Here is a 10,500-nt window from a genome sequence, read left to right on the forward strand (position 1 = left end):
AAAGGGAATGATTTTAGTTATGAAGAATAGGTATAGTTACGGGCAATACATAAACTTTAAGCTTTTAATAATAGGAGGTTTAGATGAAATTATTAATACTTGGGGGAACAAGGTTTTTGGGACGATATCTTGTCGAAGCTGCTTTAGAAAAGGGACATCAGGTAACACTCTTTAATCGGGGAAAAGAAAACCCTAATTTGTTTCCTGATGTTGACACGCTTATTGGTGACAGGAATGGGAACCTGGAAGCATTGAAGGGGAAAAAGTGGGATGCAGTTATCGACACTTGTGGTTTTATACCACGAATCGTGAGAGAATCAGCAGAACTATTATCTGATGTAACGGAGCACTATACCTTCATTTCTAGTGCCTCCGTTTATACGGACTTAACAAAAATAGGTATTGATGAAAATCATCCTGTGCTTACAATCTCAAAGGAGAAGGAAGAGGAAATTACAAAAGGCATAGCTGGTCCCTTATATAACGAATATTATGGCCCCTTAAAGTACTCATGTGAGCAAGTGATTGAAGAGGTAATGCCTAATAGAGCTTTGTTCATTCGTGCGGGTTTGATTGTTGGCCCACATGATTATTCCGATCGTTTCACCTACTGGGTTCAAAGAGTAGCTAAAGGTGGGGAAGTGTTTGCTCCTGGGAGCCCAGATAAACAAATTCAATTAATCGATGTAAGAGATCTGGCAACAGGGATCATCAACATGGTTGAGAGAAGAAAATCAGGTGTTTTCAACGTAACTGGACCAAATGATACGTTGACAATGGGAGATTTTCTTGAGAAATGTAAATCAGTCAGTAAGAGTGATGCTATCTTAACATGGGTCGATGAAGAGTTTTTAGATAACAATCAAGTGAAATATTGGACTGAAATGCCTTTGTGGCTCCCTGATAAATTAAATATGCCCGGGTTCCTTGCACTAAACATAGAAAAAGCAGTAAATGAAGGTCTAACATTTCGCTCTTTGGCAGACACCATTCGTGATACGTTAGAATGGGACTCTAGCCGGGCGGTAGACATTGAACGTAAAGCAGGCATGGATTATATGAAAGAAAAGGAATTATTAGAACGGTGGCATGCGACCGTAAAAAGTAATTTTTAAATTTAATCCCCGGTCTTTTTCATTTGCGATCAACATGCTTGGGTGGAGCTTATTTTTAGGGCTGTCTACATTATTCCTTGGAATGATATTTAAAGGGAAAGGAATACATTTAGGAATTAGAGTATCATTTTACTTAACAAGCTTATTTTGCATGATTGGATTTGTAGGCTTTATCTTTGATAGCCAGTTCCTTTTGCTGATTTTTCAATTAGGAATGACGATAGGGCTTACGATAGGGGCAATCCTGCTTGCTTTTGCATTTAAAAGGTCGAAAAGAGACAATATCATCATTAATAAAAAAAGCGATGCCATTTCGATTCCATAATGACATCGCTTTTTCATTTAGTAATCTTATGTTACCTGAATAGTAATCCTAATATCGCCAAAATGATAATGCCGCACCATATCATTAATTTTGGAGCTGATACTCCTTTGAAAGATGCAGGATGTTTTTTTCCTAGGTTAAAGTTGAATCTTATGTTTGGTCTTTGCTTATGTGGCAGCAAGGCTAAACCTAACAAAAAGCCAGCTAGCAGCCCGAAAAAATGGGCCGTAACATTGATATTTGGCTGCAAAAACGTCATAATCAAGGCGATGATGGTGATAGTCAATATAAGTTGAGAATTTGCCTTTGACATTAAATCTTTTCTATACATAATGACAGAAGCATAAAATCCGAATAATCCAAAGATCGCTCCGCTTGAACCGACATGTATATAGGTTAAGGGTTCCAAAAAGAGTGTCGCGACATTCGCGGCCATTCCAGCTATAAAATACACGAAGATGAATTTTCCCTTTCCTAGCATACGCTCCAAAGCAGGACCAAAAAGGACAAGGGAAAAGCTATTAAAAATCACGTGCGGCAAATCGCCATGCATGAGAATCGGTGTGACTAGACGCCAGTATTCCCCTTCCGAAATATAAAGGTTTACCCCGGCGAAATGTTCATAAAGCCATAAGTTGGGGAGCAACGGGAAAACGGATATGAAGTAAAGAACAATATGAATGGCAATAATGATTGAAACCACTGGATAATATCGCAGAAATTCTTTAAAGCTTTCCGTCCGTATAAACATATGGCCCCTCTTTTCTCTACTTTCTCTCCATCATAGCCTAAAATGGAAATGAACATGCTATTTAATATATTAGAAAAACACAATGACTTGCTATTCTTATATTATTGTTTATGCAAATATTAAATGAAATAGAAGGATGATCAAAGATGATTACTGGAATTGGTATAGATATTGTAGAGCTTAATCGAATAAAAAAAATATTTGAAAGGCAAGTGAAATTTGCGGAAAGGATTTTAACACCGAAAGAAACCGCTAAATTTCAGACATTACCTTTAGAAAGAAAGACAGAATTTTTGGCGGGGCGATTCGCAGCAAAAGAAGCCTTCTCTAAAGCAATGGGGACAGGCATTGGAGGAAGCCTTTCCTTTTTAGATATTGAAATTGAAAAGGATGAAAAGGGGAAGCCTTATGTGTCCAAGCCGATTCAAAAGGGTGTACACCTTTCCATTTCTCACAGTAAAGAGTATGCAGTGGCTCAGGTCATCATTGAAAAGGTGTAAGTAAAAAAGCAAAAAGCTTGTCATTCAACCTAGCATATTCCAGATGGTTGTCTCATATATTCATAGTGCAATAGGAGAGACAAGGCTAGACAAGGGGATTCATTTTTCATATCCACATTCGTCTATCCTTTACCTCCTCCACGATTAGCGCAAAACTAAGTCAGATATTCATCAAGGAAAGTTGATCTAGTTGCCAAAGAATTGTTTAGCAACAAGGTAGATGGATTTTGTTGAAAAATGACTTAGGTGCTGTGGCTGGACAATACACTGAATAGAGGCAAAAGGGGTTGAAGGAATGAGGAGAAAGTGGTTAATGCTGCTAATCGGGATATTGGCAGTGATAGCGTTGTCTGCTTGCGGAACGAAATCCAAGGAAGCTGTAGTGAAGGATCTGAATGGGAAAGTTGAGGAATTAAAGAGTTACAAGGCAAACGCGAAGATGACATTAGAAATGGGAACTGAACCACAGGTGTATGACATTGAGGTTTGGCATAAAAATCCATCCTACTACCGTGTCAATTTGAAAAATGCCCAAAAGGATCAAAGCCAAATGATTCTGCGCAATGATGAGGGGGTTTTTGTTCTGACACCAGCACTGAATAAAAGCTTCCGTTTTCAAAGCGAATGGCCAAAAAACAGCAGTCAGGCCTACCTTTATGAGTCTTTAGTGAAGGATATTGTTGAGGATAAAGAGGCTAAATTCACTGCGACCAAGGATCATTACGTTTTTGAAACGAAAACAAGATATCAAAATAACCAAATGCTTCCTACCCAAGAAATCACGTTAAAGAAATCTGACTTAGCTCCAGTGAGTGTGAAGGTCATGGACACGGATAAAAACACCCTTGTAAAGGTTGAGTTCACTGAAGTTAAATTTAATGCCGCCTTTGATAAGAAAGATTTTGATATGCAGAAGAACATGACTAGTGCTCAACTATCTGTTCCTGTATTAGCGGAAGTGGGCAGCGAAGAGTTCTCGGTCAAATACCCTTCTGAATTCCCAGGTGCTGATTTAGTTGATGAGAAGGCCATTACAACGGATAACGGCAAACGAGTTGTCTTAACATATGATGGAGAAAAATCTTTCACAATCGTACAAGAAAAAGCCAATGTTATGCCGGTTTCCTCTTACACAACGGTAAGCGGCGAGCCAGTAGATTTAGGCTTTACGATAGGTGCTTTATCTAATAATACAATTAAATGGACGTATCAAGGGGTCGACTATGTGATTGCCTCAAATGACCTGACAGAAAAAGAACTAGTTGAGGTTGCAAGGTCCGTTCAAGAAAGTACAGTAAAATAATTTCTTTATGGGCTCTGAATAAGGGCCTTTTTTATATGCAGATATTCCTGAAAAGTTGGAAAATTAATTGACAAAGGTGTCGAAGGGAGTCGATAATCGACATATAAAAAAGAAAAAAGGGTGTTCAAATGATGGCCAAAGTTGCAGATTGTCAAACAGCTTTTTATAGAGATACTTGGGCGGAAATTAATTTGGATCATATAGCATATAATGTTGAGGAATTGAGAAAGCATGTACAGGATGTCGTTAAGATCTTTGCTGTTGTCAAGGCCAATGGGTATGGACATGGGGATGCAGAGGTTGCCAAGGCAGCGTTAGAGGCAGGTGCCAACTATATTGCCGTAGCCATACTGGATGAGGCGCTTTCCTTAAGGAAAAAGGGCATTACCGCACCGATTCTTGTTCTCGGTGCAAGCCGTCCAGAGGATGCGGAGATTGCCATTGAACAAAATATCACATTGACAGTCTTCCAGCTGGAATGGCTTGAAAGAGCAAAGCATTACGTTGGATCTAATCAAAAATTAACGATCCATTTAAAACTAGATACCGGAATGGGAAGAATAGGAATAAGAAGAGGGAAGGAGCTTGAGGAGATTGAGATTGTTGTTGCCAAAAGTCATGCCTTCCATATAGAAGGGGTTTTTACTCATTTTGCGACAGCTGATGAGATTGATCCTGCATATTACAATATGCAGTTGGAACGTTTTAATGAAATGATTTCATGGCTGAAGAAAAAACCTGAATTGATTCATACAAGTAATAGTGCAGCATCGTTAAAATTTCCGGAAGCGCATTTAAATGCTGTCAGAATGGGGATTGCCATGTATGGATTAATGCCGTCCGTAGAAATGGAGCCCACCCTTCCTTTTCCTTTAAAACCTGCCTTTACTCTCAATACGAAGGTTGTGAATGTTAAAAAGGTGAAAAAAGGGGAGAAGATTAGCTACGGTGCTACCTATGAAGCGCAGGAAGATGAATGGATTGGTACGCTGCCAATTGGGTATGCTGATGGATGGACACGTAAGCTCCAGGGGCAGGATGTACTGGTAGATGGAAAAAGAGCACCGATTGTCGGCAGAATATGCATGGATCAATGTATGATTAAGCTTCCAGCTGATTTGCCTGTTGGTACTGATGTCACCCTTATAGGACAGCAAGGAAAAGAAAAAATTACTGCCGATGACATTGCAAGGAGACTTGGAACTATTAATTATGAGATCACTTGTATGATCGGTGCAAGAATTCCTAGAGTATATAAGAAAAATGGGCAAGTTTCAAAGATCATTAACAGCCTTCTCTAGAATGGGATTACATTGAACTGACCTTAGTTGAAAGGGAATTAGGGAAAATTTAATTTTCTTCAATAAGAAAGCAGAGCTTTATGCATAAAAGAATAATTTTTTGGCGGATAATAGAGAAGAATTGATAAACCCCCTTTGCATGAGGTCAGATTGATGTTAATATTAAAAATGGTAGATATAAAATGGTGTGTAGTGATGGTGGAGGTGTTTGTTTGTGTCTGAGTCCAGCGCAACAACAGAGATTATGGTGAAATTACCGCAACATCTTGTAACCGAGTTAGATGGCTTTGTAAAGCAGGAAAACGTAAATCGGAGTGAATTCATTTATCAAGCAACCAAAATGTATTTGCGCGAGCGAAAAAAGAGACAAATTCGTGAGGCCATGAGACGTGGTTATATGGAGATGGCGAAAATAAACTTGACGATTGCATCTGAAGCATTTCTTGCAGAATTCGAGGCAGAAAACACAGTTGAACGTCTAGTAAGCGGAGGGTAATCCCTTGATTGTCAAACGTGGTGACGTATATTTTGCAGACCTATCCCCAGTTGTTGGTTCAGAACAAGGTGGCGTCCGTCCAGTGCTGATCATCCAAAACGACATCGGGAATCGGTTTAGTCCCACAGTAATTGTTGCTGCAATCACTGCTCAAATTCAGAAGGCTAAGCTGCCTACTCATGTTGAAATTGATGCGAAGCGCTATGGTTTTGAACGAGATTCGGTAATTCTTTTAGAACAAATTCGAACAATCGATAAACAGCGCTTAACCGATAAAATTACCCATCTCGATGACGAAATGATGGAAAAAGTGGATGAAGCCGTTCAGATTAGCTTAGGGCTCATCGAATTTTAATACAAAATACGCTCTTTCCATAAGGGCGTTTTTATTTTTTGTGTGTAGGACAATTGGTCTTTTATTTATTTTAATTATTATTACATCTACCCGCGGCAAGCATTCTAAATGCTTGCCATTTTTATTTGATAAGGCTCTCCAACCGTTACCTTCCTTTACCCATCCAATATTTCTGCTAAACTGTTAATAATCATTTTAAAAAATATAAATAAAACGGTTTATTCATTCAGCAAACAGGGAAGTAAATATCCAAATTGATATGCAAAAAGGTGGGTCAGTTATGAATATGTCATTAAAAATTCACGAGCAGGGAAATCAAATGAATGTGATTGTTCAGGGTGAGATTGATGCGTTTACTGCACCAAAGCTTAGAGAGAGGCTATTTCCTCTTTCAGAAAAAGAAGGAATAGAAATGATCATTAACCTATCTAATGTATCCTACCTAGATAGCACAGGGCTAGGAGTGTTTGTTGGTGTGTTTAAAAATATACGCTCCAATCAAGGCAAGCTTCGGATAGTTGGATTATCTCAGCGTTTATTGAGGCTTTTCAAAATGACTGGTCTCGCCAATATTATTGATATTTCCAGCCAGAATGAAGGTGAAGAGAATGAATCAATCGTTTGATTATATTGAAATTAAGGTCCCTGCAAAAGCTGAATTCGTGAATGTGGTTCGGCTTACCCTATCAGGAATTGCAAGCCGGATGGGTTTTTTATTTGACGAAATTGAGGATTTGAAAATTGCCGTAAGTGAGGCGTGTACAAATGCTGTACAGCATGCCTATAAAGAGGAAGAACATGGTGAAGTGGTCGTTGGTTTCGGGTTATATGAAAACCGGCTGGAAGTAATGGTTGCCGACAATGGCAAAAGCTTTGACTTTTTATCCGCCAGGCAAGGGATTGGACGGTATCAACAGACAGATTCCATTGAATATTTGCGTGAAGGGGGTTTGGGGCTGTACTTAATTGAGTCTTTAATGGATGAAGTTAGAATCCATGATAAAGAGGGTGTGACGGTATTCATGATTAAATACCTAGAAGGAGAGCAGGTGGAGATGGATGCTAAAGCACTCTCGACCTAATCAAAAATCAAAGGGTGAAATCAACCAGCTCATCAAAGCTTATCAGCAGCACCAAGATGAAGAAGCTCTAAATTCACTCGTGTTATACTATCAGAACTTAGTCGAATCCATTGCACGAAAATACTCAAGGGGAAAAGCCTTTCATGAAGATATAACTCAAGTTGGGCTAATTGGACTGCTGGGAGCTATACGCCGATATGATGAAACCTTTGGGAAGAATTTTGAGGCATTTGCAGTCCCGACTATTATCGGAGAAATTAAGCGATTTTTACGTGATAAAACATGGAGTGTTCATGTGCCCCGCCGGATAAAAGAGCTAGGACCGAAAATTAAAACAACGATCGAGGAGTTAACAGTTAAACTCCAAAGGTCTCCGAAAATGAACGAAATTGCGGAAGTATTAGACATTGAGGAGGAAGAGGTTCTAGAAGCCCTTGAAATGGGAAAAAGCTATCAGGCCCTTTCCGTTGATCATTCAATTGATGCTGATTCAGAAGGTGGAACTGTGACCTTACATGATATAGTGGGTCAGGTGGATAAGGGCTATGAAAAGATCAATCAAATGCTTGTACTGGAAAAAGCTTTACATGTGCTAACCGAGAGAGAGAAACAAATCATCCAATACACATATTTAGAAAACATGAGTCAAAAGGAAACGGGGGAAAAATTACAAATTTCACAGATGCACGTTTCAAGACTCCAAAGACGAGCTATAAAAAAACTGCAGGAAGCTATTCACGCAGAATCAGCCAATCAGGATTAAACAAATACTTAATATTTGCGGTATGAGGCTGCCTAGTTGTCTAGGTAAGCTTCTTTTTTTTTGAAGACGGAGTGTCCCATATGAAACTTAATCAAGAATTTGGTAAAATGAAAAACAAGACTTAATGGCTGGGGGTAAAATTTTGGAAACAACTATCGTAAATAATAATCAAGTTTTAGAAAAAATAGCATTAGAACAATCGGTATCTGTAAAACAAGTTAGAAACACAATCGGCCTTCTGGAAGAAGGAAACACGGTCCCCTTTATTGCCCGTTATCGTAAAGAACAAACTGGCGCTTTAGACGAGGTTCAAATTCGTGACATTATGGAGCGCTGGCAATACATACAAAATCTTGAACAGCGAAAAGAGGAAGTTATTCGATTAATTGATGAGCAAGGAAAGCTTACAGATGAATTAAGAAACCACATACAGATTGCAGAAAAGCTGCAGGAAATAGAGGATTTATATCGCCCTTATAAGCAGAAGCGCCGAACGAAAGCAACGATCGCGAAGGAGAAAGGCTTAGAACCATTTGCGGAATGGATGCTAATCTTTCCATTAACAGAATCTCCCGTGGACAAGGCAAAGGAATTCCTCTCAGAAGAAAAAGAAGTAAATTCTGTTGAGGAAGCCATCACTGGCGCGAAGGATATTATTGCAGAATGGGTATCCGATGATGCAGACAGCAGAAAATGGATTCGCGAGCAAACAGCAAAAACTGGAACGGTTGAATCAACAGTGAAGGACGAATCAAAGGATGAGAAAAAGGTTTTTGAAATGTATTATGAATACGAAGAGCCCATTTCAAAAATCGTCCCGCACCGTACATTGGCATTAAACCGCGGTGAAAAGGAAGAGATTTTACGAATCAGCCTTAAACCGAATACTGATTTTATTTTGAAATATTTACATAAAAAGTGGATTAAGAATGAAAAGTCGAAAGTATCGTCCATTGTTCAAGAGGCCTATGAGGATGGTTACAAACGTTTAATTCAGCCATCCATTGAAAGAGAAATAAGAAATGAATTAACGGAAAAAGCAGAAGAGCAGGCTATCATGATTTTCTCAGAAAATTTAAGGAAGCTATTACTGCAGCCGCCATTGAAAGGAAAAGTTGTTCTAGCAGTGGACCCAGCGTATCGAACCGGATGTAAGCTTGCTGTCGTAGATGAAACAGGGAAAGTTCTGAAGATAGCGGTCATTTATCCGCATCCTCCTGTTTCGAAGGCGCGAGAGGCAAAAGCACAAATTATTGATGTCATTCACACGTTTCAAGTGAAGATGATCGCCATTGGAAATGGTACTGCTTCGCGAGAGACTGAACAGTTTGTTGCCGATATTTTAAAAGAGCTTAAAGAAGAAGTTTACTATCTTATCGTAAATGAAGCGGGAGCTAGTGTATATTCGGCTTCTAATCTGGCCAGAGAAGAGTTCCCAGATTTACAAGTAGAGGAAAGAAGTGCTGTATCAATTGCCCGCCGCTTACAGGACCCGTTAGCAGAGCTAGTGAAAATTGACCCGAAGTCTGTTGGAGTAGGGCAATACCAGCATGATGTTTCACAAAAGAGATTATCGGAATCCTTAACATTTGTTGTAGAAACGGCTGTAAACCAAGTAGGTGTAAATGTTAATACAGCTTCTTCTTCCTTGCTCCAATATGTTGCGGGGCTTTCCAAGACGGTCGCCAATAATATAGTGAAGATGCGGGAGGAAGAAGGGAAATTTTCAACTCGCAAACAGCTTAAAAAAATTCCGCGCCTAGGAGCGAAAACATATGAGCAGGCTATCGGTTTCCTAAGAATTATAGATGGAAAGGAACCGCTAGATCGTACAGGTATCCATCCCGAAAGCTATCCAGAGGTCATAAAATTGCTTGATAAACAAGGTTTTAAAACAAGCGATTTAGGAACAGCAGCATTAAAGGATTCACTTTCAAAATTAAATGTTGCCGAAACAGCTGCAGAATTAGGGATAGGAGAGCTTACGCTTAAGGATATTATTGATGCACTTGTCAGACCGGAAAGAGACCCGCGTGATGATTTGCCGACACCGCTATTAAAGAAGGATGTTCTACAGCTGGAGGATTTAAATGCGGGTATGGAGCTTCAAGGGACTGTCCGTAATGTCGTAGACTTCGGCGCTTTTGTTGATATCGGAGTAAAGCAGGATGGGCTTGTTCATATATCTAAATTAAGCCGCCAATTTGTTAAGCATCCACTAGATATTGTTTCTGTCGGCGATGTTGTTACCGTCTGGGTCGACTCTGTTGATAAAAATAAAGGAAGAGTTTCTCTAACTATGTTGGCTCCAAATGAATAAATGGATTTTTTACGATGTAAAGCGCTAGGTTACGCCCTAGCGCTATTTTGTTTGTGAAGTATCAATAAGCAAGGTGCTTCCGCATTTCTATTTGTCCAGCTTCAGCGCCTAGGGGCTCGCCGACTAAGAACGCCACGTCCTGTGGCAACGTCTGCATGACCCGCATCCTGCGGGCCTCAAGCAAAAGAC

At 39.6% G+C, this 10,500-nt stretch carries 12 protein-coding genes; 11 read left to right on the top strand and 1 reads right to left on the bottom strand.

Annotated features, from left to right (window positions below):
* Positions 1-83: 83 nt before the first annotated feature.
* A complete protein-coding gene (locus V7127_RS08550; protein ID WP_335484870.1) occupies positions 84-1,115 on the top strand; it encodes an SDR family oxidoreductase in 1,032 nt (343 codons plus the stop codon).
* An 82-nt stretch (positions 1,116-1,197) separates the two neighbouring features.
* Positions 1,198-1,440 carry a hypothetical protein gene (locus V7127_RS08555; RefSeq protein ID WP_335484872.1) on the top strand — a complete coding sequence of 81 codons (243 nt, stop codon included), beginning with the start codon at positions 1,198-1,200 and terminating at the stop codon, positions 1,438-1,440.
* Positions 1,441-1,471: 31 nt separating this feature from the next.
* On the opposite strand, the gene V7127_RS08560 is transcribed toward V7127_RS08555, so the two are convergent.
* Entirely contained in the window at positions 1,472-2,191 is a 720-nt protein-coding gene (locus V7127_RS08560) for a rhomboid family intramembrane serine protease (RefSeq protein WP_335345498.1), read from the bottom strand.
* 146 nt (positions 2,192-2,337) lie between these two features.
* On the opposite strand from V7127_RS08560, the gene acpS reads away from it, so the two are divergent.
* The 9 genes from acpS (at position 2,338) to V7127_RS08605 (ending at position 10,311) form a co-directional block, all read left to right on the top strand.
* On the top strand, positions 2,338-2,691 hold the full coding sequence (acpS, locus tag V7127_RS08565) for a holo-ACP synthase (protein ID WP_335484874.1): 354 nt from the start codon (positions 2,338-2,340) through the stop codon (positions 2,689-2,691).
* A gap of 295 nt (positions 2,692-2,986) precedes the next feature.
* Positions 2,987-3,994 carry a LolA family protein gene (locus V7127_RS08570; RefSeq protein WP_335345496.1) on the top strand — a complete coding sequence of 336 codons (1,008 nt, stop codon included), beginning with the start codon at positions 2,987-2,989 and terminating at the stop codon, positions 3,992-3,994.
* 128 nt (positions 3,995-4,122) lie between these two features.
* Positions 4,123-5,295, top strand: coding sequence for an alanine racemase (alr, locus tag V7127_RS08575; protein WP_335484876.1), 1,173 nt, complete (start codon positions 4,123-4,125; stop codon positions 5,293-5,295).
* Positions 5,296-5,509: 214 nt separating this feature from the next.
* Entirely contained in the window at positions 5,510-5,791 is a 282-nt protein-coding gene (locus V7127_RS08580; protein WP_066301683.1) for a CopG family ribbon-helix-helix protein, read from the top strand.
* A 4-nt stretch (positions 5,792-5,795) separates the two neighbouring features.
* Positions 5,796-6,146 carry a type II toxin-antitoxin system endoribonuclease NdoA gene (gene ndoA / locus V7127_RS08585; protein ID WP_066301680.1) on the top strand — a complete coding sequence of 117 codons (351 nt, stop codon included), beginning with the start codon at positions 5,796-5,798 and terminating at the stop codon, positions 6,144-6,146.
* Between the two features lie 280 nt (positions 6,147-6,426).
* On the top strand, positions 6,427-6,771 hold the full coding sequence (locus V7127_RS08590) for an anti-sigma factor antagonist (RefSeq protein WP_335484878.1): 345 nt from the start codon (positions 6,427-6,429) through the stop codon (positions 6,769-6,771).
* On the top strand, positions 6,755-7,228 hold the full coding sequence (rsbW, locus tag V7127_RS08595; protein WP_335484880.1) for an anti-sigma B factor RsbW: 474 nt from the start codon (positions 6,755-6,757) through the stop codon (positions 7,226-7,228). Before V7127_RS08590 ends, rsbW begins: the two co-directional genes overlap by 17 nt.
* Entirely contained in the window at positions 7,206-7,991 is a 786-nt protein-coding gene (sigB, locus tag V7127_RS08600) for an RNA polymerase sigma factor SigB (protein ID WP_335484883.1), read from the top strand. Before rsbW ends, sigB begins: the two co-directional genes overlap by 23 nt.
* Before the next feature lie 154 nt (positions 7,992-8,145).
* Entirely contained in the window at positions 8,146-10,311 is a 2,166-nt protein-coding gene (locus V7127_RS08605; protein ID WP_438823988.1) for a Tex family protein, read from the top strand.
* The last annotated feature ends 189 nt before the right edge of the window (positions 10,312-10,500 follow it).

Origin of the sequence: Bacillus sp. JJ1773 (assembly GCF_036962035.1) — a bacterium.
Taxonomy (GTDB): Bacteria; Bacillota; Bacilli; order Bacillales; family Cytobacillaceae; genus Cytobacillus.

Bases quoted from the DNA above. Each gene is read 5' to 3' on its own strand.
- V7127_RS08550 (WP_335484870.1), top strand. From the start codon at position 84: ATGAAATTATTAATACTTGGGGGAACAAGGTTTTTGGGACGATATCTT.
- V7127_RS08555 (WP_335484872.1), top strand. From the start codon at position 1,198: ATGATATTTAAAGGGAAAGGAATACATTTAGGAATTAGAGTATCATTT.
- V7127_RS08560 (WP_335345498.1), bottom strand. From the start codon at position 2,191: ATGTTTATACGGACGGAAAGCTTTAAAGAATTTCTGCGATATTATCCA.
- acpS (WP_335484874.1), top strand. From the start codon at position 2,338: ATGATTACTGGAATTGGTATAGATATTGTAGAGCTTAATCGAATAAAA.
- V7127_RS08570 (WP_335345496.1), top strand. From the start codon at position 2,987: ATGAGGAGAAAGTGGTTAATGCTGCTAATCGGGATATTGGCAGTGATA.
- alr (WP_335484876.1), top strand. From the start codon at position 4,123: ATGATGGCCAAAGTTGCAGATTGTCAAACAGCTTTTTATAGAGATACT.
- V7127_RS08590 (WP_335484878.1), top strand. From the start codon at position 6,427: ATGAATATGTCATTAAAAATTCACGAGCAGGGAAATCAAATGAATGTG.
- rsbW (WP_335484880.1), top strand. From the start codon at position 6,755: ATGAATCAATCGTTTGATTATATTGAAATTAAGGTCCCTGCAAAAGCT.
- sigB (WP_335484883.1), top strand. From the start codon at position 7,206: ATGCTAAAGCACTCTCGACCTAATCAAAAATCAAAGGGTGAAATCAAC.